We start from the raw sequence: 20,348 nt of genomic DNA, 5'->3' as shown, positions 1-20,348 counted from the left end.
AGGTTCGGCTGGACCCAGATTTCTCTGGGCCCAGCCTGAATTTTCGGCGCATCAGCGATGCACCTGTCGGTTGGCTTAGGCCAGCTCGACTTCGGCGCCAGCTGCTTCCAGCTTGCCTTTGACTTCTTCGGCTTCGTCTTTCGACACGCCTTCTTTGATCTTGCCGCCAGCTTCGACCAGTTCCTTGGCTTCTTTCAGGCCCAGACCGGTGATGCCGCGAACTTCTTTGATCACGTTGATTTTCGAAGCGCCGGCGTTCTTCAGAACGACGTCGAATTCGGTTTTTTCTTCCTCAGCTGCGCCACCGGCGTCGCCACCAGCTGCAACCATTACGGCGCCGCCAGCTGCGGGCTCGATGCCGTATTCGTCTTTGAGGATGGTTTTCAGTTCTTGTGCTTCCAGCAGGGTCAGACCCACGATGCTTTCTGCGAGTGCTTTCAGATCAGCCATTTTATCAGCTCTTTCCGTTTAAAGTGTGTGTTCCAACGTCAGGGAGTGTTCCCTACGCAGATCATTCAGTGCCAACCGCTTACGCAGCTTCCGCCTTCTCTTCGATGGTGGAAAGGATGCTTGCGATGTTGCTTGCAGGTGCGCCAATCGCGCCGGCGATGTTCGAAGCAGGTGCGCCAATGCAGCCCACGATCGAAGCAATAAGCTCCTCGCGAGACGGCATTTTCGAAACTGTTTCGACGCCTTTGCGGTCCAGAGCGTTCTCGCCCATTGCACCGCCAAGGATTTCGAACTTCTTGTTCTCCTTGGCGAAGTCCTCGGCCACCTTGGCTGCTGCCACGGGGTCCTCGGAATAGGTCAGAACGGTCATACCCGTCAGCAGGTCAGCGATGCTCTCACATGGCTTTCCGTCGAGGGCGATTTTGGCGAGCCTGTTCTTGGCAACACGCACGGCACCACCCGCGTCACGAGCACGTGCGCGAAGGTCCTGCATCTCGGCAACTGTCAGACCGGCGTAGTGAGCTACCACTACGACGCCAGAGCTTTCGAAGATTTGGCCGAGTTCCTCGACCACTTTCTCTTTCTGGGCTCTATCCACAGTTCTCTCCAAGTTTGGGATGTTGGACATCCCGGCTCATATTTGCTGCGGTCGAAACCACAGCGTTCAGGTCCGTTGTTACGGGATTGGCCAAAATGCGCCCGAGGATCGCGACCCTCAGAATTCTTTGGTCTTACCCGTCTCAGGCAGGAGATTAAGGGGCCATATGGCACCACCCACCGTCTTGGACGAAACGAAATAAAGCGCACGACGAATCGCACGCTTTACTCCGCAAGTCTCTTTAGGGCAGATGGCGTGGGTTTCCAAGAGGTAAATTGCGGATTGGGCGCGGTTTTGCCATGGCATTGACAAGGGCTGCAACTGCCCGTCCATTGGGCAGATTATCAGACACGCCTGGACACGGTTCCCTCCAAGAATGCACCCTCTTTCGGACGAAGAATTTCACCGCGCCTCTCGCTATGTGGACGAGTTCGCCCGGCAAATCGGGGCCAATCCGGTTGGTGCGTTCGATTGCATCTACCGATCTCATGACTTTCCTGACACGCGTATGGTGATTAAACTGCGTGCTGCTCATGAGGTGTACGCCCTCAAGATCGACGTCGACTCCCCTGGCACCGGACGACTGAAACAGGAATTCGGCCACCTTACCGCCTTGTCGGAGTATTTTTCACCTATGAAAGATTCCGACGTCGTGCACCCGGTCTATCTTTCGCCGTCTCAGGCGTTCTTTGTCACCCCCTTCATCGACCGACCAACCGCCGCAGACCTGATCCACAACAGCATAGATGACACCCAAGTCGCCCAGATCTATCGCCGCGCCGGCGCGTGGCTGAACGATCTACATTCTTTCCGTCCGTCCAAGGAGTACAGATTTCGCCCCAAATGGATGACTGACCTGATTGCAGAGTTAAACGCACAGGTTCCACCTTCGGTTCGAGCAGAAAGTGACGTCATGCTCAGGGTGCTGTTGGCCGAGATGGCTGGCCTGAGGGGCGCGCCCGAGACCCAGGTCCTGGCCCATGGTGATTTCCACAGCCAGAACCTGATTGTCGGGCAAGGGCAGATGGTCGGGCTGGATTTTACTGAAACCCGCGAAAAACTGGCGGTTTATGATATTGTAGACTTCTTGAAATCAGATGTATTCCGCAACGCGCCGACCGACGCCATTGACCGCAGTGGAATCGTGCAAGCCAACAAACAGATGTTCCTACGTCGATATCGCCATCCGTTCCGTATGGACGTCCTCGATTTCTGTCTGCGTGCCCGACTATTGATTGACTGGCTGTCCCTTTGGCAAGCTGATCACCCATATAGCGCCTATGATGAGGACAGGCGGAAAAGGCTCGGCGACCGGTTGCGTCTTGCGTTCCAAAAGCCCTGACTACACTGACGCTTTTTTGTAACGACATGGAAAGGTTTTGATATTTACCCTCTCGACCTGCACCAATATTTTGGTCCAGATTGCCTCGAAAAAATGATCCGTGATCCGGATCTTCAGCAGCTACAGGTGTTCGTATTCAATGGTACTTCGCAGCTTTTTCGCCCAGGATAGTGAAGCTCTGATCGTCACGTCCAGCCCCGACAGCTCGATTGAAGGCGATCCGATCATCAACAACTCGGACACGCCGGACGGAACGATTTTTGAATACTCCGGAGGCTTTGGCACCACTGTCACGCTGGATGACACCAGCGGAAGCCCTAACGTCTTCGACGATGACCAAGAAGCCGGGCACGTCATCACGGATGGTGGCGGTATCGTCGCCGACGGTACCCAGGTCGAATCCGAATCCATAATCGTTGTCCGCGCCCTCGACGAAAACGGAGTACCTACCGGCCCCGAGATCGAGATTTATGTCTTTTCGCAAAATGGCATCACCTCGGACGTTTGGGGGTTTGCAACATCCGAACCGCTGACACCCGGCACGTCCTACATCAAGATTTCCGGTTCCAACGCCGGGTCGTCTTCCTATGATGACTATATCCCTTGCTTTGGCCCCGGCACGTTGATCGAAACCGTCGATGGCGAAGTCGACGTAGCCCTGCTGAAAAAAGGTCAAATGGTCTGGACCCGCGACGCCGGGTTCCAACCCATTCTGTGGATCGGCACAACCGAAGTGCAAGGCACCGGCGCCTTTGCCCCTGTCGTCATCGAAAAAGATGCGATTGGAAACAGCCGCAAGCTTATCTTGTCGCCACAGCACCGGGTACTGGTCTCGGCCCCCGTCACCGACATGCTGTTCGGCTCATCCGAAGTCTTCGTTGCCGCCAAACACCTGTGCGGCCTGCCTGGCGTTGAAATCTGCGAAATGGACAGTATCACCTACACGCATTTCATGTTCGACCGGCATCATATCGTCCGCTCAAACGGGGCACTGACTGAAAGCTATTTCTTTGGCGACACCGCCAAACACGCCCTGTCAGAGGCCCAACGGTCCGAGATTCTAACCCTATTCCCCATGTTGAAATTCGGAGTCTCTGCTTTCGGCGAAACCGCGGCCTCGACTATCAGCGCCCGTGAGGCAGAGGTTCTGCGCGCTTACCTGTAAACGCAAAAAAACCGGGCTGCATTTCGGCAACCCGGTTTCAAATCTGCATTGACGGAAGGGCTTATTCGCCCGACGCAGCCGCCACATCCAGGGTCACACCGGGGCCCATGGTCGAGCTCAGTGCGATCTTTTTCATGTAGGTGCCTTTTGCACCCGACGGCTTTGCCTTGGCCACAGCCGAGACGAAAGCGCGGACGTTTTCGGCCAGCTTGGCTTCGTCGAACGAAGCTTTGCCAACGCCTGCGTGCACAACGCCGCCTTTTTCCGCCTTGAACTGAACTTCACCGCCTTTGGCTGCTTCCACGGCCGCTTTCACGTCCATGGTCACGGTGCCAACCTTGGGGTTCGGCATCAGGTTGCGGGGGCCCAGAACCTTACCCAGACGGCCAACGATGGGCATCATGTCCGGGGTGGCAATGCAGCGATCGAATTCGATGGTGCCGCCCTGAATGGTTTCCATCAGGTCTTCTGCGCCAACGATATCCGCACCTGCTTCTTTCGCTTCGTCCGCCTTGGGACCACGCGCGAACACAGCAACGCGCATCGCTTTACCGGTGCCGTTGGGCAGACCAACAACGCCGCGAACCATCTGGTCTGCGTGACGAGTGTCAACGCCCAGGTTCATCGCGATTTCGATGGTCTCGTCGAATTTCGAGGTTGCATTGGCTTTGACCAGGGCAACTGCATCTTCAACCGACAGGTTTTCCTTGCCGGCGACAGCTTCGCGCGCAGCGCGGGTGCGTTTACCAAGTTTTGCCATCTTACTTCACCTCGATGCCCATAGAGCGGGCCGAGCCCAGGATGATCTGCATTGCGCCTTCGATATCGTTGGCATTCAGATCTTTCATTTTGGCTTCGGCGATTTCGCGAACCTGCTTCGAGGTCACGGTTGCCACGGTCTCGCGACCGGGGTTTTCCGCGCCACGGGGGCGGTTACGCTTGCCAACCGGCTTCAGACCAGCGGCTTTTTTCAGGTAATAAGACGCGGGCGGCGTCTTGATGTCCATGGTGAAGGACTTGTCCTGATAGTAGGTGATCACGGTCGGGCAAGGGGCGCCTTGCTCCATGTCTGCGGTCTTGGCGTTGAACGCCTTGCAGAACTCCATGATGTTGATGCCGCGCTGACCTAGCGCCGGACCAACTGGCGGCGAGGGGTTCGCCTGACCTGCAGGAACCTGCAGCTTCATTGTACCAGCAAGCTTCTTGGCCATTTGGTTTTCCTTTCAACTCGGGTGAAACGCGTTTCACCCAGACTATGTTGCGTGGTCCGATCCGGGATCGCGATCCCAGCAACCTCCCACGAGAGAATCTCGCCCGAAGACGATAGAGGCGGCATTTATAGTGGAATTGTGGGGTTGGCAAGTGGATGTCGCGCTATTGCCAGTTTGACTTTTTGTATTGACCGGACCTCAGTGGCTTTTGGGAACAGTCAAACAGAATAATTCATCTGAATACATAAGTTGCGTCAGAAAACAAGGCGGGTATCTTGGAGCAAATTGGCTACAAAAGAAGTGATCAGGGATGGCGTCATCTCGGCTAAACAAGGGGCTACTGATATGCGTGCTCTTAGCTATGTTGCCCGGATGCGGCAGCAAAGCTCAGGATCAGGGTGGTGCGTCCAACGAAACTGCCCAAACCAGCGTGTCCAACACCGATGCTGCTTTCGATGCGACAGGAATTGATCCCAGCACCTATTCGGGTCAGTTTCAGGTCAAGCTGACCAAAGAAGTTCCGCTGCGCGATATTCCCGTCCCCTTCACAGTCTACGCCGGCCTGGAGGAATCCAGCCCAACTCGGCTGCGATTGCGGGCGTTCATGGATTTGCGCGGATTGCAGGAAAAGGCACCGCAAATACTGACCGGTCCGTTGGAAGAAACCTGTAAGCGCCAGATCTATCTCGACATCCGAGACGTCACCGCCATCGGCGAAACCGTAAAGGTCGAGGGTTCGGCTCGTGCTCAATTCACGCGGTGCAAACGGAATGAAGAACCGGGCTTTCAATATTTTGGGGCCACGGTAGATGCAATTGCTGTCGCCAAGGCGGAAGTTAAGGGCCAATGCCTTACATTCAGTATCGAAAGCGCGGACCTCAGCCCGCGTGGGTTCATCGGAACTGTTACCAATCTTTTCGGGCTGACCGACCGCATCAACGAAGCGGTCCTTGAAAAGGGTGGAGAGTTTCTGGCAGCCAACCCGGTTTGCCCACCACTGCCAGAAGAATTCACGGTTCTTGATCCAATTTACGAGTCTGGTGGAACACGTGAAGTTGCACCCGGGGGAATGGGCGCTGCTGTTGTTGGATCAGCCGACGTAAGCGCCGAGACAATAGTCAAAGTTCTTGCGGGTCTAAAGAACCTTGGTGTTTTGGAGTTTGCTGAATGAGACTTTGGTTAATTATCCCAGTCTTGATGGCAGCCGTTGTAGGTGCCCGAGCCCCATACGCCCAACAGGTGGATTTTATCATCGACGCGACATTGCCAGTTCGCGATACGGATTTGCCCTACAAGCTAAATCTGACCCTAACTGCCGTTGACACTACACGGATAGGCGTCGGAGCATTACTCGACTTACGGGGCGCACAGAAAATTGTGCCCGAAAGACTGGCTGACAACGCGATAGTCGATAATTGCGGTCTGCAAGTCAGGCTAGATGACATAAGCTTTGGGGCCAAGGACGATGCAATTGATTTAGACGGCGAGGTTACTGTTACACTCTTTGAGTGCAGCCGCACCAGTGAGCGCGATTTTCAGCGCGGCCAAGAAAAGAATTCCATTCTGGCGAACATGTCCACCGAGGCGACTGTCGAACTGCGCGACAATTGCGCCTACATCAAACTAATCGATCTCACACTCACGGCGCCGGAAGCGCAGCGCGAACAAATCTTGGAAGACGACACCCTCGAGTCCGTAAAAGAACTGATGCTGGCAGCTGTAGATCTTGTGCTCAACGAAACCCCATTGTGCCCGGAATTGCCGGCAGAACTCGCTTCACTTGATCCGGTCTACGAAAGCGGTGGCCCGCGCGAGATCGGAGACGGTGGACTTGGTATATTGCTTGACGGGTCTGTTGATGTCAGCCCGTCAACAATTCTGGATGTATTGACGGTGCTTCAGCAACAGGAACTCATTCCCGGTCGGCCCTAACCTCGGAGTGTTGCAACTGTTTCTTGCCAAAAAAGCGCCGCAGTGTTTTGGGCAGCGCGGGCGTTCCATTTCCAGGCACTGAGCGTTTAGCCCTGCTTCGTAACCTGCGTAAAGTCCAGCTCTACCGGTGTTTCCCGACCAAAGATCGAGACCGAAACTTTCAGCTTCTGGATCTGGTCATCCACGCCTTCGACCATGCCATCAAAATCCTCGAATGGGCCGTCGTTGACCTTGGCCTTCTCGCCAACTTCACAGCTGATCATCAGTTTCGGCGCTTCTTCGCCTTCCTGAACGCGGTTGATAGAGTTCACTAGGTTATAACCCTGTTTCTGCATCGCGCCTCGGGAAAAACCTCCGCCAGCAAAGCAAATCCCCGCGCACCGATCACGTCTTGGCTATTGTGAAACTGCACGAGGGGCAGTTGTGCTATAGTGACTGCAACTATGCTTATTTGGCGGAGGTTTATTATGATTATTCGATTCATCACAACACTGGGCATCGCGCTCTCGCTTGCCATTACAGCTCCACAGGTGGCCCGAGCGGATGCGGGCGAAATTCTTGGCGGTGCCGTCGTGGGTGGCGTCATTGGCTACGCAATCGGTAAAGAGCAAGGAAAGAAGCAATCCAGCCGATCGACAACAACGCGGACTTACAGATCGGGTATTCCGTCCACCTCACAGGGGGCTCAAACACAGACTGCCCTGAACTATTTCGGCTACAATGCCGGACGAGTCGATGGCCAAGTCGGGGGCGGTACCCGCGCAGCGATCGAGCGATATCAGGCGTCGATGGGCTACCCGGTCAATGGCTATGACTTTCCCCCCTATCAAAGCGACTTTCTGAACCAGGCCTACTACTGGGCGACCAGCGGCGGGCAAGCGGCGACGCAACTGTCGGGTCAGCCACTTTTGTTTGCCTATCGTCAGCAGGTTCACAGCGGCGCCGCGCTGGCGGCTGCCCCGCAGCCCCAGGCACAGGCTCCGGCCCCGATCACTCCGGTTGTGACTGCCCAGCCCGAGACCACACCCACAGAAGCCCCAACCGAAACCGCATCGACGGGCAGCTTGCCCAGCCTCTTTGCCGGTGGCACAGCACGGCCCTCACTTGCCAACCGGTGCAGTGCGGTGATGCTGCAAACCTCGACCAATGGCGGGTACACAACACTGGCCAATATGTCGGACCCCGATTTCGCCCTGAGCGAGCAGTTCTGCCTGGCTCGCAGCTATGCCATGGCGCGTGGTGAAGAACTGATCCAGGACATTCAGGGCCTGACCCCCGATCAGATCAGCACGCAATGTGCCGCCTTTGGTGACACCCTGTCGCCGCAGGTGGTTGCGCTTTCGCTCAGCTCGAAAGCCGATGCGGAAAGCCAGATGCGCAAATTCGCTCTGGATACCGGGCTGAGCCCAGCCGATCTGTCCGCCACAAGCAAGGTCTGTCTGTCGCTCGGCTACCGTCAGGACAACATGGATACAGCAGTTGGCTCGGCACTGATGCTGGTCGCCTTGGGTGAGCCTGCCTACGGAGAATTGGTCGGCCACCACCTGCGCGAAGGCTTTGGCGTGCAGGAACGTCAGGACCTTGCAATGCAATGGTATGACGCAAGCCTGTCGGCGCTTGACGCCGGATCGCAAGCGGTGTTCCTGCCGTCGCAAACCGACCGCCCGCAGCTTTTGCGTGCGGCCATGGTGCAGGCGCAATAAGCGGAGCATTAAAAACCAACTTTTGTGGCACTGAAAAGAAAAACGCCGCGTTGCTCATGGCAGCGCGGCGTTAGAAATTGCTGTGAAGGCTTAAATCAGCCCTGCTTGGTCACCTGTGTAAAGTCCAGCTCGACCGGTGTTTCGCGGCCAAAGATCGAGACCGAAACCTTCAGCTTCTGATTCTCGTCGTCCACGCCTTCAACCATGCCGTCGAAATCCTCGAACGGGCCGTCGTTGACCTTGACCTTCTCGCCGACCTCGAAGGAGATCATCAGCTTGGGCGCTTCTTCGCCTTCCTGAACGCGGTTGAGAATCTGGTTCACCTCAGCATCTCGCATCGGCATCGGGCGACCTTGCGGGCCCAGGAAACCGGTGACGCGGTTGATCGAGTTCACTAGGTGATAGCCCTGATCCGACATTTCCATGTGCACCAGTACATAACCAGGCATGAAACGGCGTTCGGTCGTGACCTTCTTGCCCCGGCGCACTTCGATCACCTCTTCGGTGGGCACCAGAACTTCGTCGATATCGTCCTCAAGGCCGTGTTCGGCCACCGACGTGCGGATCTGTTCTGCGATCTTCTTTTCGAAATTCGAAAGAACGCTGACCGAGTACCACCGTTTCGCCATGAACCTGTCGTCCTTGTTTGCCTTTGGGCCGCGACTGCGCCCGTCGTTTGAATTCAGTTACGTCATCCGGAATAAAAAGCGGCGCGCGGTCCGAATCGCCGCACGCCCATTCCGAAGAGTCCCGCGTGACCTACAAGGACATCGCGTGCTGTGCAAGAGGGAAGCGGCGTTTCCACCCAACCCCAAACGGGTTTAGCCGAACGCACCAAGGATCAGTTGAAGACCCCCGCGAATGCCCAGATCGACCAATGCAAAGAACACAGCGGTAAGAGCCGCCATGATGAACACCATGACCGTGGTCAGCAGAACCTCGCGGCGCGTGGGCCACACGACCTTTGCAACTTCGGCGCGGACTTGCTGAATGAACTGGATCGGATTCATGGTAGCCATTTGGCGGTGTTCTCTCTGCTAGCGGATGGGCCGGACATAACCGGGCATTGCGGCAATTTCAAGAGCTGTCAGGGCTTGGGCTTGTCGTCCCATTCATCGCTGAGGATGCGCCGCGCGTCTCCCTCGGGATCGTCATACTGGTTCGAGCGGACAGTATAGACAAAGGCCACCAGCCCAACTCCGCCCAGAAAAAGGGAAATCGGTATCAGATAGGCCAAGACTTCCATCGCTTTACCTTACCCGCAACGCGTTCAAAGACACAGTGATTGATGAGGCCGACATCGCCAGCGCCGCGATCAGCGGCGTAGCCAGACCAACCACGGCCAAAGGCACCGCGATGATATTATAGACGGTGGCGATGCGGAAGTTCTCGCGAATCCGTTTTGTGGCTTTGGCAGCGGTATCGCAGGCATCGGCGATAGGTGACAGGTCGTTGCCCAGCAGCACGATATCTGACGCCACCCGCGCCGCATCCAGTGCGGACGCTGGTGAGATCGACACATGCGCCGCCGCCAGCGCCGCCGTGTCGTTCAGCCCGTCACCGACCATAAGCACATGATGGCCCTGATCGCGCAAAGCTTCGACATGCTGGGCCTTGTCCTGCGGCAGGGCCTGCGCAATCCAGTTTTCAATCCCCAGCTTGCCCGCCAGCGCCTGAACAGCGCCTTGCGTATCGCCCGAGATCAGGATGACCTCTTTGCCCGCTTCGCGCAGCGTTTGGACCGCATCCGCGGCACCAACGCGCAGCGCGTCCGAGAACAGGAATGCCGACGGCGCTTGCCCGGCGATGGCCAGCCATGCGGCGGTCTGGTCGCCCTCTTCCGCGCCGGTCCATGCCGCCCGGCCCAGACGTACGCGCTGACCACGATAGGTACCCTCAGTGCCGTAGCCCGGAACCTCGGTGACGTCTTTCAGCGTGGCGGGTTTTATCCCAGCCTCGCGAGCGGCCTTGGTCAAAGCAACCGACAACGGGTGCGAGGACGCCTCGGCCAGGGCCAGCGCGACCTCAAGATCCGCGCGGGAATGGTCGCCCAGATTGGTCAGTTCAGGGATACCAGAGGTCAGCGTGCCTGTTTTGTCGAAAACAACCGTATCAACCTCGGCCAGACGTTCCAGCGCGGTAGAGTGCTTGATCAGCATCCCCTTACGGAACAACCGCCCCGAGGCCGCCGTGGTCACCGCTGGCACAGCCAAGCCCAGCGCGCAGGGGCAGGTAATAATCAGAACGGCGGCGGCGATGTTCAGCGCCGTGCGCACGTCACCGGAATAGATATACCAACCCACAAAGCTGAGCGCCGACAGGATATGCACACCGGGCGCATAGAGCTTGGCCGCCTTGTCGGCCAGCGAGGTGTATCGCGAGCGCCCCGATTCCGCGATGGCCACAAGATCGGCCATGCGGTGCAGCGAGGTGTCCTCACCCACCGCCGTCGCGCGGATGGTCAGAGGGCCGGTCAGGTTGACTTCTCCAGCGCTGACAGTCGTGCCCGCCTCGGCGAACACCGGCAGGGTTTCTCCGGTCAGTAGGGACCGGTCGAGTTCAGACTGGCCCGAGACAATTTCGCCATCCACAGGCATCCGCCCGCCGGGGCGGATCAAGATCAGGTCGCCCACGCTCAGCGTGGCAACGGCGACCTCTTCCTCGATGCCATCCACGACCCGAATGGCGCGGGGGACTTCCAGCGCGGTCAGCTCCTCGGCCGCAGATCGGGCAGCGGCGCGGGTGCGGTAATCCAGATAACGCCCGGCCAGCAGGAAGAACGTCAGCGTCAGGGCGGCGTCGAAATAGGCATGTTCGCCGCTGAGCGTGGTTTCCCAAAGCGATGTGACCAGCGCCAACAGGATCGCCAGCACGATCGGCACGTCCATGTTCAGACGCCGCACGCGCAAGGCTGACCACGCATTCGCAAAGAAGGGCTGCGCGGAGAACGCGATCGCGGGCAGCGTAATCGCCGCCGATATCCAGTGGAACATGTCCCGTGTGGCGTCGGACGCCCCGGACCAGACCGAGACCGACAGCAGCATCACGTTCATCGAGGCAAACCCGGCCACAGCCAGCCGCATCAGCAGGTCGCGCCCCGCCTTGTCAGCCTGTGTGGCGGACAGGGCACCGGGGTCCAGCTCATGTGCCTCAAAACCCGCGTTTTCCAGCACTGGGATCAGATCGGTAGCACGCAGATCGGGCGCGGCTTTGATCATGGCGCGTTTCAGGGTCAGGTTGACGCGCGCATCTTCGACGCCGGGAGTGGCGTTCAGCGCGCGTTCCACCGTCGCGATACAGGCCGAGCAATGGATGCCCGGCAACGACAGAGCGATCTGGGTGTCCTGCGGAATGGGCCGTGCCGGTTCTGCTGGGGCCGCGATACAGCCCGGACAGGCCGCTGTGCCGGAACTGAGCTGCGCCACGATCCCCTACCCTTTCACATAAAGCGGCACGCGCTGCGCGAATTCCGCTCCGCTGTGGTCCTTGGCGACCAGACGGATGTTCCAGTTGCCCTTGCCCAGCGCCGCAGGGGTTGCATAGGCAGTACCGTCAAAGGTGAAATCAGGGGCGAAATCTTCTTTAACATGGGTGGCGCGGCCAACCACGGCCTGCAACTCGGCCACTTCGACCGGAGCGCCGGTTTGATCGGTGATGTGCAGAACCAGCAATCCGCCCGAAACCTCGGCCCGGATGAACCATCCAAGGGCTTGTTGTTCCTGCAAACGCTCGTTGAACTCTTGGCTCGCGACGTAAGAGTTTTTGACCTCTAGCCCCGGAAAGGTTTTCACCGCGCTGTATGCCAGCACCAGATTGACGGCGATGATCACACCAAAGGCCGCGACAAACACGGCCAGCGCGTGTTTTCCGGTGAATTGACGTTCAGCCATGCTCAGTTCCCCCGTCCGTTAAACGTGGTGTCCTTATAGGCGCGTTCGCCGCTTTCCAGATCCTCGACCCAGATGCGCACGGGCGTCACATCCGCAGCAGCAGGGCCGGTATCACCTGCGGTCACCACGTAGACACGGGTCAATTGTGCCGTATCTGCGGTGACATTGACAGTGTCTCCGTCGATGCCCTCGATCTGGATTTGCAAGGCCGGGTCGCCTGCCAGGGTCAGCTTGAACGGGCGTTCCTCACCATGTTTGTTGCGCAGACGCACGTCATAGGTGTTGCGGATTGTGCCATCTGAGAGGGTCACGAAGGTCGGGTTGCGCACAGGTGCGACGGTCAGGTCGATATCCGAGCGGATGAACAGCGCAAAAAGCAGCGCAAAACCAACAGCCGCCCACATGGCCGTATACATGATCGTGCGGGGCCGCAGAATGTGTTTCCAGACATTCTTGGGGGTCTCACCCGCCCGTTCGCGGGTCTCGTCACTCAGCGCCATGTAGTCGATCAGACCACGAGGCTTGCCGATCTTGGCCATCATGTCGTCACAAGCGTCGATACAGAGCGCACAGGTAATGCACTCCAACTGCTGCCCGTCGCGGATGTCGATGCCCACGGGGCAGACGTTCACGCAGGCCATGCAATCGATGCAATCGCCCAACTCGGAATCCGCCGTGCGTTTGCCCTTGCCGCGCGGCTCGCCCCGCCATTCGCGGTAGCCGACGACCAGAGTATCCTCGTCCATCATCGCCGCCTGAATGCGGGGCCACGGGCAAGCATAGATGCAAATCTGTTCCCGCGCGAAACCACCAAACAGGAAGGTGGTGCCGGTCAGGATCAGCATGGTTGTGTAGGCCACAGGGTGCGCATTGCCCGTCACCAGATCACGCAGCAATGTGGGCGCGTCGGCGAAATAGAACACCCAGGCACCGCCGGTTGCCAAACCGATCAGGAACCAGGCGGTCCATTTCGTCAGGCGCAACCGTGCCTTTCGCATATCCAGCTTTTGTTGTCGGTGCAGACGTAGGCGGGCGTTGCGGTCGCCTTCGATCCAGCGTTCGACGAGAATATAGAGATCAGTCCACACTGTCTGCGGACAGGCATAGCCACACCACACACGCCCCAAGGCCGAGGTGAACAGGAACAGGCCCAGCCCAGCCATGATCAACAGGCCGGCAACGAAATAAAACTCGTGCGGCCAGATCTCGATCCAGAAGAAGTAAAAGCGACGGTTGGCCAGATCCAGCAACACCGCCTGATCCGGCAGGCTGGGGCCACGGTCCCATCTGATCCACGGAGTGATGTAGTAAATACCCAGCGTCACTGCCATGATGATCCATTTCAGATTGCGAAACGGACCGGACACGCGCCGGGGGAAAATCGGCTCTCGTGCGGCGTAAAGGCTAGGGGCGGGATCGGAATCGCTCACGGGCTGGCTCCAGACTCACTTCTATTCTGCGCCTTGTCCCAGATCACACCACCCGGCACTTTGACATGGGTCAAAAGCGCATCGTACAGACACCTTTTGTCACAGGTCGCGCGCCTGACGCCTAAGCCACGCGACAAAGGTCTTTACGGCAGGACGCAGGGGCGCATCGCCCAGAACGATATGATAACCAAAGTCGCCGGGTTCCTGAAACAGTTCGACGATACGACCGGATGATATGTCGCCTTCGACAAAATGCCGCGCGGTCACGGTCACGCCCTGCCCCGCGCGCACCCCATCCAGCAGCAGGTTGCCCGGCAGCGCGATGCGCCCGGCGCCCGGTCCGTGATCAACACCTTGCCGGGCCAGCCATGTGGTTGCCTCGGTCGTTCCGAATTCCTCAAGCCAAGGTAACTGGCTCAGCTCCTTCGCGGTCCAGTCGGTCTTGCCATCCAGCAGGGAAGGTGCGGCGACGATGACCATGGGGCTGGGTTGCAGCATCTCGGCGCTGACACCCGGCCAGTCGCCCGCGCCATAGCGTATGGCCACATCCACCCCACCGGGTGTAAGGCTGACCAGCTTGGGCGAAGGGTCTAGCGCAAGATGGATATCCGGGTATTTGGCCTGAAACGTAGGCAGGCGCGGCATTAGCCAGGATGCCGCGAAGGATGAGGTCAAAGACACATGCACGGGCCGCCCCTGCCGGGCCTTGGTCAGATCAGCAATGGCCGTGCCTATCGCGCCAAAGCCCAGATGCAGGGCGCGGGCCAGCTCCTCGCCTTCCGGTGTCAGGGTCATGGATTTACCGGTCCGGTCCAGCAGGGCCACGCCCAGATGTTTCTCAAGCGCGCGCAATTGCTGACTGATGGCAGCGTGACTGACATTAAGCGCCGCACCAGCTGCAACCACATTGCGCCGCTCGGCGAAGGCAGAAAAGGCCCTTAGGGCCGCCAAAGGGGGCAGAGATAGCCAATCCATATGTAATCCAAACTTACACGTTAGAGTTTCATTTGAGTCGCATTTCAAAGCCCAAAGGTCAATCTTTAACCCATGATCGCAGCGTATAGGAGGCTGACAATGTTCACCGTTTTTGCACGAACTTTTCTGACCGCAACCCGCGTCGATGCCCCCGTCATCCGGGATGCGCCCAAGCCAAACCAGTCCAGGAAGGAGTGGTTGCCGGACAGTCATTGGTGGAAAGAACCGCTCCGCGATGTCGATCTGAACGATCTGTGATCGCTTTACCCAAGTTCTGGACCCGTCATGGGCGGAACTCTACGGTAGGGAAATAGCACCGGCTGTTCTGGAAACGCGCGAACAGATGGAACAGCCGGTGCTGCAACCTTCGGGCGGCGAACCGTCCGAAGGTATTCTTTTGGCCTTACTGGCCGCCGCCCAACTGGTGGACGTAAGCCGTGACAGCGCGGATCTGCGCATCGGTCAGGCGGTTTTCCCAAGCGGGCATCACGCCAAACCGGCTGTAAGTCACCGTCTCGGTCAGCGCCTCTTGGCTGCCGCCATAGAGCCAGATCGCGTCGGTCAGGTTCGGCGCACCTTGAAAGACATCGCCAGTGCCGTCTTCGCCATGGCAAGCCGCGCAATTGTCTTCGAACACAACCTTGCCAGCCTGCGCCGCCGCATCATCGCTTTGGGCATTCGTCAGCGACATCACGTATTGAACCACCTGAGCAATCTCTTCTTTCTCAAGCAGCTCACCAAAGGCCGGCATCTCGGAATAGCGCGCATCGTCGCTTTCTTCGTTCCGGATGCCATGGGCGATTGTGAACTCGATATCCTCAAGTGAACCGCCCCACAGCCATGCGTCATCCAGCAGGTTCGGGAAACCCGGAGCACCCTGCGCTCCCGAGCCGTGGCATTGCGCACACCAGGTGCGGAACACGGCGCCGCCTGAGTTCACAGCGTATTGCTGCAACTCGGCATCGGCCGAAATCTCTTCCAGCGGGGTTTCCACCAGACGTGCGTTCCAGGGCGCGTTGGCTTCTTCGAAGGATACAATATCCTGCTGCACTTCCCCGCGCGAGGACCAGCCAGTGACGCCTGCGGTTGCCGACTGAACCAGCGGCCATGCTGGATACATGATCGTGTAGATCACGCCCCAGAAGATACAGGCGTAGAAGGTCCACAGCCACCAGCGGGGCATCGGATTGTCGAATTCTTCGATACCGTCCCAGCTGTGACCCGTGGTATTCGGATCGCCTGGCTGTTTATCAGGTGTCTTGCTCATGGCCGCGCCTCCTTGGATTCGGCGGGTTTATCTTGATGCCGGAAGGGGATGTTGGCGGTGTCCTTGTATTCCTTGCTGGCACCGGGGCGGAAAACCCAGATGATGATGCCGACAAAGACCGAGAACAGCAGCAAAAGCATCCAGCTATCCGCGAACTGTCTGAGGAGTGTGTATTCTTCCATAACGCCCTCCTTAACGACTTGCGTCCGGGGTGAAGGTCGAGAAATCAACCAGCGTGCCCAGCATCTGAAGATAAGCCACCAACGCATCCGCTTCGGTCAGCTCTGGCTGACCGTCGAAATTGCGCACGCTGACCTTGTCGCCATAGCGTTCCAGCAGCCCGTCATAGTCGCTGTCCGGATCGGCCTGCGCACGGAAGTCGGCCTCGGCATTGGCCAGCATCTCTTCGGTGTAAGGCGTGCCGACAACGGCGTTCGCCTTCATGATGTCACCGATATACTTGCCGTCCAGCTTGCGATGCTCGAGGAAGCCGTATTTCGGCATAACCGATTCCGGCACAACCGACTGCGGATCACGCAGGTGGTCCACATGCCACTGGTCCGAATAGCGACCGCCCACGCGGGCCAGATCAGGACCGGTCCGCTTGGAGCCCCACTGGAACGGGTGGTCATACATCGACTCAGCCGCCAGCGAGTAGTGACCGTAACGTTCGACCTCATCTCGCATGGGGCGGATCATCTGGCTGTGGCAGACATAGCAGCCTTCGCGCAGATAAACCTCACGGCCCGCCATCTCGAGAGGGGTGTAAGGGCGCATGCCCTCCACCTTTTCGATGGTGTTCTCAAGGTAGAACAGCGGGGCGATTTGAACGATGCCACCAATGGTCACGACCAGAAAGCTGAACACCAGCAGGAGGGTCGCGTTGGTCTCGAGGATCTTATGTTTGTCGAGAATTGCCATTGCTCCGGCCCTCCTTATTCAGCCGGGACCGCGACGGTCAGGCTGGCCTCTTTGGCCGGTGCCTTCCGCACAGTCATCCACAGGTTGTAGCACATGATTACGGCACCAGCGACGAACATCACGCCACCCAGAGCACGCACCACATACATCGGGAACTTGGCTGCCACGGTGTCAGCGAACGAGTTCACTAGGAAGCCGTTGGCATCCACTTCGCGCCACATCAGGCCTTCCATAATACCGGTGACCCACATCGACGCGGCATAGAGAACGATGCCGATCGTGGCGAGCCAGAAGTGCCAGCTGACCATCTGCAGCGAATACAGACGCTCACGCTTCCACAGTACAGGCACCAGATAGTAGAGCGCACCAAAGGTGATCATACCGTTCCAGCCCAACGCGCCAGAGTGCACGTGGCCGATGGTCCAGTCGGTGTAGTGAGACAGCGAATTCACGGCACGGATCGACATCATCGGGCCTTCAAAGGTGGACATGCCGTAGAAACCGACCGAGATGACCATCATGCGGATCACAGGGTCCGTACGCAGCTTGTCCCATGCGCCCGAAAGGGTCATCAGACCGTTGATCATACCACCCCACGAAGGCATCCACAGCACGACCGAGAACACCATGCCCAGCGTCGAGGCCCAGTCAGGCAACGCGGTATAGTGCAGGTGGTGCGGACCAGCCCAGATATACAGGAAGATCAGCGCCCAGAAGTGGATGATCGACAGCTTGTATGAAAAGACCGGACGCTCGGCCTGTTTCGGGATGAAGTAATACATCATGCCCAGGAAACCTGCAGTCAGGAAAAAGCCCACAGCGTTGTGGCCGTACCACCACTGGATCATGGCATCTTGTACGCCCGACCAGACGATGACCGATTTCGAGCCCCAGATGCTGACAGGGATGGTCAGGTTATTGACCACATGCAGCATCGCAACGGTGACGATGAAGGCCAGGTAGAACCAGTTGGCGACGTAGATATGAGGCTCTTTCCGCTTGATGATCGTGCCCAGGTAAACGGCCAGATAGGCGACCCAAACGATGGTCAGCCACAGGTCAACATACCATTCGGGCTCGGCGTATTCCTTGGACTGTGTGCCACCCAGAACATAGCCGGTCGCGGCCAGAACGATGAACAGCTGATAGCCCCAGAACACGAACCACGCCAGGTTTCCGCCCCACAAGCGCGCGGCGCTGGTACGCTGCACCACATAGAACGAGGTCGCCAGCAGCGCGTTGCCGCCAAAAGCAAAAATCACCGCCGAGGTGTGCAGCGGACGCAAACGGCCAAAGTTCAGATAGCCCTGTGCCCATTCGAAGTTGAGCGCAGGAAAGGCCAGCTGGAACGCTATAAAGGTCCCCGCCAGGAACCCGATTACCCCCCAAAAGGCGGTTGCGATCACGCCATAGCGGATCACGCCATCCATGTATTCACCCGAGCGATCAACGAACGTTTCTGGCTCATCCGTGTTTCTAAGCGTCCAGATGAACAAACCACCGGCGATCAACATCACCAGAATTGCGTGCACCTGATACGCCAAATCGCGTGCGTAATTGGTTGCGATCGCGGCGAATACCGCAATCACACCAAGCACGATCAGCTTGATATAATTTGACATATTGCGTCCCTTTGCCATGCCCCGCGCGATTCTTTATGTGTCGCGAGACCTTTTTGACTGGCTGCTGTTTTCTACCACAGCGGTTCTAACTGCTTTGATCTGTGTCAAGACGAGTCGGCAGATATTGTGACTATGCTTCAGAAACGAATGGGCTGGAACGTCGCAGTTTGCCCCGCCCCGTAGGCAAGAGGTCAAGATGTCTTACAAATCACTTCTCACCGTGATGACAGAAACCAAACCCTCAGATGCGGCACTGGGGCAGATGGTAGCGCTGGCCGAAGCGCAGGACGCACATGTCGAGGCATTATGCCTTGGCGTGGATCGCAGCCAGACGGGTTACTACTATGCAGGAGCCAATGCGCTGATCCTGCAAGAAACGCTGAGCCGGGCCAATGCCGAGGCCGAGGAAGTGCTGGATTATGCAAAGGCCTTCCTATCCAAATCCGGCACGCGCTGGTCTGCCGAAAACGGTGTGGCCCAGATCGCCGATCTTGGGCGCCACGTGGCGCATCGCGCCCGGTTTTCCGATCTGGTGATTCTGCCACAGCCCTATGGCGAGGACCGCGGCGCCGAAGCAGAACCAATTGTCGAGGCTGCGATGTTCGAAGGTCACGCCCCGGTTCTGATCGTCCCCGACAAAGCGCAGCCTTTCAGCCGCCCTGGAACGATTCTGATCGGCTGGAACGAAAGCGTAGAGGCCATGCGCGCTATCCGTCGAGCCCTGCCATTTCTGAAACAGGCCGATCTGGTGAGGATCGTGGTGATCGACCCGCCCCGCCATGGGCCGGATCGTTCTGACCCCGGCGGGATGCTATCACAGATGCTGGCCCGTCACGGGGTGCGATGCGAGATTGACGTTCTCAGCAAAACCATGACGCGGGTTTCGGATATCCTGAACCGTCACGCTTCGGACACCGAAGCCAACATGATCGTAATGGGCGCCTATGGCCATTCGCGGTTCCGCGAAGCCATTCTGGGCGGTGCGACGCGGAACATGTTGGAACAATCTTCAGTACCGGTGTTTCTGGCGCATTAGCGCCGGTTACACTAGGAAGCCGCCATCCGAATCGTCCCCGGCCTCTTCCATCAGGCGTCCCATATCGGGAATCGTCACGTGGCGCTTGCCTTCCAGCAGGATAACCTCATCCTTCTTAAGCGCCGAAATCTGGCGGCTGACCGTTTCCAGAGTCAGGCCGAGATAGTCCGACATCGCCTCACGCGTGAGGGGCAGATCGAATACGATGGGGCCATCGCTACCTCTTTGACCGACCGAGGCATCCCTGCGGGCGATGATGGACAATAGGCTCGCAATCTTTTCGCGGGCGGTCTTACGACCGAGAACCAGCATCCATTCACGGGCGGCGTCCAACTCGTCCAGAGTCATCTGCAACAACCTGTGCGCGATATGCGGAGTCGTGTTCATCAACTCTTCGAAGGGCTTCTTTCGAAAGCAGCACATGACCAGATCTGTGGTCGCCTGAACGTCATACGGGGCCGAATCGCGCCCCGGACGGCCGACGAAGTCGCTAGGCAACAAAAGACCGACCATCTGGGTACGACCGTCTTCCATTGTTTGCGTCAGAGACGCAATTCCAGACACGACCGAGCCTACAAAGTTCATCTGATCACCCGACCATATGATCGTCTGCCCGGCTTCGAAACTGCGATAATATTTAATGCCTTCAAGCTCTTCCAGCTCATCCGCGTCACAATGCGCACACACGGCCCGGTGGCGGATCGGGCAGTCTGCACAGTTCGTATGGTCGATCTTGAATGTGGGTGTCATGCGCGCTTCCACTTGATCTCTATCAAAGCATCTGTTCGTGGCGTCCTCTAACGGTA

General features: G+C 58.0%; 23 protein-coding genes and 1 pseudogene. 7 read left to right on the top strand and 17 right to left on the bottom strand.

Annotation, left to right across the window (positions count from 1 at the left end; translation table 11 throughout):
* Positions 1-75 precede the first annotated feature (75 nt).
* Positions 76-450 (bottom strand): 50S ribosomal protein L7/L12, encoded by a 375-nt coding sequence (gene rplL / locus ACR3E7_RS16575; RefSeq protein ID WP_010441182.1) that lies wholly within the window; start codon positions 448-450, stop codon positions 76-78.
* A gap of 79 nt (positions 451-529) precedes the next feature.
* Positions 530-1,048: a 50S ribosomal protein L10 gene (gene rplJ / locus ACR3E7_RS16570; RefSeq protein ID WP_170774641.1), complete on the bottom strand. Its 519-nt coding sequence runs from the start codon at positions 1,046-1,048 to the stop codon at positions 530-532.
* Between the two features lie 376 nt (positions 1,049-1,424).
* Between rplJ and ACR3E7_RS16565 the strand changes: the two genes are divergently transcribed.
* Positions 1,425-2,390: a phosphotransferase gene (locus ACR3E7_RS16565; protein ID WP_480506639.1), complete on the top strand. Its 966-nt coding sequence runs from the start codon at positions 1,425-1,427 to the stop codon at positions 2,388-2,390.
* A 139-nt stretch (positions 2,391-2,529) separates the two neighbouring features.
* Positions 2,530-3,555: a Hint domain-containing protein gene (locus ACR3E7_RS16560; protein WP_480505917.1), complete on the top strand. Its 1,026-nt coding sequence runs from the start codon at positions 2,530-2,532 to the stop codon at positions 3,553-3,555.
* Between the two features lie 61 nt (positions 3,556-3,616).
* On the opposite strand, the gene rplA is transcribed toward ACR3E7_RS16560, so the two are convergent.
* Both rplA and rplK read right to left on the bottom strand, forming a co-directional pair.
* Positions 3,617-4,315 carry a 50S ribosomal protein L1 gene (rplA, locus tag ACR3E7_RS16555; protein WP_170774647.1) on the bottom strand — a complete coding sequence of 233 codons (699 nt, stop codon included), beginning with the start codon at positions 4,313-4,315 and terminating at the stop codon, positions 3,617-3,619.
* 1 nt (position 4,316) lies between these two features.
* Positions 4,317-4,766: a 50S ribosomal protein L11 gene (rplK, locus tag ACR3E7_RS16550; protein WP_170774649.1), complete on the bottom strand. Its 450-nt coding sequence runs from the start codon at positions 4,764-4,766 to the stop codon at positions 4,317-4,319.
* 361 nt (positions 4,767-5,127) lie between these two features.
* Here rplK and ACR3E7_RS16545 point away from each other — a divergent pair, with 361 nt between their 5' ends.
* Both ACR3E7_RS16545 and ACR3E7_RS16540 read left to right on the top strand, forming a co-directional pair.
* Positions 5,128-5,937: a hypothetical protein gene (locus ACR3E7_RS16545; RefSeq protein ID WP_480505920.1), complete on the top strand. Its 810-nt coding sequence runs from the start codon at positions 5,128-5,130 to the stop codon at positions 5,935-5,937.
* A complete protein-coding gene (locus ACR3E7_RS16540; RefSeq protein WP_170774653.1) occupies positions 5,934-6,698 on the top strand; it encodes a hypothetical protein in 765 nt (254 codons plus the stop codon). Before ACR3E7_RS16545 ends, ACR3E7_RS16540 begins: the two co-directional genes overlap by 4 nt.
* A gap of 86 nt (positions 6,699-6,784) precedes the next feature.
* Here the strand turns inward: ACR3E7_RS16540 and ACR3E7_RS16535 are convergent.
* Positions 6,785-7,033 (bottom strand): annotated as a pseudogene (locus ACR3E7_RS16535) (transcription termination/antitermination protein NusG); the annotation flags it as partial.
* A gap of 132 nt (positions 7,034-7,165) precedes the next feature.
* On the opposite strand from ACR3E7_RS16535, the gene ACR3E7_RS16530 reads away from it, so the two are divergent.
* Positions 7,166-8,401 (top strand): peptidoglycan-binding domain-containing protein, encoded by a 1,236-nt coding sequence (locus tag ACR3E7_RS16530; RefSeq protein WP_170774655.1) that lies wholly within the window; start codon positions 7,166-7,168, stop codon positions 8,399-8,401.
* Positions 8,402-8,496: 95 nt separating this feature from the next.
* Here ACR3E7_RS16530 and nusG read toward each other — a convergent pair whose 3' ends face one another.
* From nusG to ACR3E7_RS16495, 7 genes are all read right to left on the bottom strand, one after another.
* Complete coding sequence (gene nusG, locus ACR3E7_RS16525) at positions 8,497-9,030, bottom strand: transcription termination/antitermination protein NusG (protein ID WP_170774657.1); 534 nt, start codon at positions 9,028-9,030, stop codon at positions 8,497-8,499.
* 192 nt (positions 9,031-9,222) lie between these two features.
* Complete coding sequence (gene secE / locus ACR3E7_RS16520; protein WP_058272489.1) at positions 9,223-9,420, bottom strand: preprotein translocase subunit SecE; 198 nt, start codon at positions 9,418-9,420, stop codon at positions 9,223-9,225.
* 68 nt (positions 9,421-9,488) lie between these two features.
* Positions 9,489-9,647: a cbb3-type cytochrome oxidase assembly protein CcoS gene (ccoS, locus tag ACR3E7_RS16515; protein WP_170355309.1), complete on the bottom strand. Its 159-nt coding sequence runs from the start codon at positions 9,645-9,647 to the stop codon at positions 9,489-9,491.
* Positions 9,648-9,651: 4 nt separating this feature from the next.
* Positions 9,652-11,829, bottom strand: coding sequence for a heavy metal translocating P-type ATPase (locus tag ACR3E7_RS16510; RefSeq protein ID WP_480505947.1), 2,178 nt, complete (start codon positions 11,827-11,829; stop codon positions 9,652-9,654).
* Between the two features lie 3 nt (positions 11,830-11,832).
* Complete coding sequence (locus tag ACR3E7_RS16505) at positions 11,833-12,291, bottom strand: FixH family protein (RefSeq protein ID WP_170774659.1); 459 nt, start codon at positions 12,289-12,291, stop codon at positions 11,833-11,835.
* A 2-nt stretch (positions 12,292-12,293) separates the two neighbouring features.
* The gene (gene ccoG, locus ACR3E7_RS16500; RefSeq protein WP_480505923.1) at positions 12,294-13,721 is read right to left on the bottom strand and encodes a cytochrome c oxidase accessory protein CcoG; all 1,428 of its coding nucleotides are present in this window, start codon (positions 13,719-13,721) and stop codon (positions 12,294-12,296) included.
* Between the two features lie 99 nt (positions 13,722-13,820).
* Positions 13,821-14,696, bottom strand: a complete 876-nt coding sequence (locus ACR3E7_RS16495; protein ID WP_170774662.1) for a LysR family transcriptional regulator — start codon at positions 14,694-14,696, stop codon at positions 13,821-13,823.
* A gap of 99 nt (positions 14,697-14,795) precedes the next feature.
* On the opposite strand from ACR3E7_RS16495, the gene ACR3E7_RS16490 reads away from it, so the two are divergent.
* Complete coding sequence (locus ACR3E7_RS16490) at positions 14,796-14,954, top strand: hypothetical protein (RefSeq protein ID WP_170791117.1); 159 nt, start codon at positions 14,796-14,798, stop codon at positions 14,952-14,954.
* A 145-nt stretch (positions 14,955-15,099) separates the two neighbouring features.
* Here ACR3E7_RS16490 and ccoP read toward each other — a convergent pair whose 3' ends face one another.
* The 4 genes from ccoP to ccoN are packed head-to-tail and all read right to left on the bottom strand — an operon-like array spanning position 15,100 to position 18,506.
* Entirely contained in the window at positions 15,100-15,963 is an 864-nt protein-coding gene (gene ccoP / locus ACR3E7_RS16485; RefSeq protein WP_170774665.1) for a cytochrome-c oxidase, cbb3-type subunit III, read from the bottom strand.
* Complete coding sequence (locus tag ACR3E7_RS16480; protein WP_170774667.1) at positions 15,960-16,145, bottom strand: cbb3-type cytochrome c oxidase subunit 3; 186 nt, start codon at positions 16,143-16,145, stop codon at positions 15,960-15,962. The genes ccoP and ACR3E7_RS16480 overlap by 4 nt, the downstream gene beginning before the upstream one ends.
* A 10-nt stretch (positions 16,146-16,155) precedes the next feature.
* On the bottom strand, positions 16,156-16,884 hold the full coding sequence (gene ccoO / locus ACR3E7_RS16475; protein WP_170774668.1) for a cytochrome-c oxidase, cbb3-type subunit II: 729 nt from the start codon (positions 16,882-16,884) through the stop codon (positions 16,156-16,158).
* A 14-nt stretch (positions 16,885-16,898) separates the two neighbouring features.
* On the bottom strand, positions 16,899-18,506 hold the full coding sequence (ccoN, locus tag ACR3E7_RS16470; protein ID WP_170774670.1) for a cytochrome-c oxidase, cbb3-type subunit I: 1,608 nt from the start codon (positions 18,504-18,506) through the stop codon (positions 16,899-16,901).
* 196 nt (positions 18,507-18,702) lie between these two features.
* On the opposite strand from ccoN, the gene ACR3E7_RS16465 reads away from it, so the two are divergent.
* A complete protein-coding gene (locus ACR3E7_RS16465) occupies positions 18,703-19,542 on the top strand; it encodes a universal stress protein (RefSeq protein WP_480505926.1) in 840 nt (279 codons plus the stop codon).
* A 6-nt stretch (positions 19,543-19,548) separates the two neighbouring features.
* On the opposite strand, the gene fnrL is transcribed toward ACR3E7_RS16465, so the two are convergent.
* Positions 19,549-20,292, bottom strand: coding sequence for a transcriptional regulator FnrL (fnrL, locus tag ACR3E7_RS16460; protein ID WP_170774674.1), 744 nt, complete (start codon positions 20,290-20,292; stop codon positions 19,549-19,551).
* Positions 20,293-20,348: the final 56 nt, after the last annotated feature.

The sequence above is a fragment of the Ruegeria sp. BK1 genome (assembly GCF_056535645.1).
The sequence above is the reverse complement of the archived record's forward strand: the minus strand, read 5'-3'. Positions and strand labels throughout refer to the sequence as shown.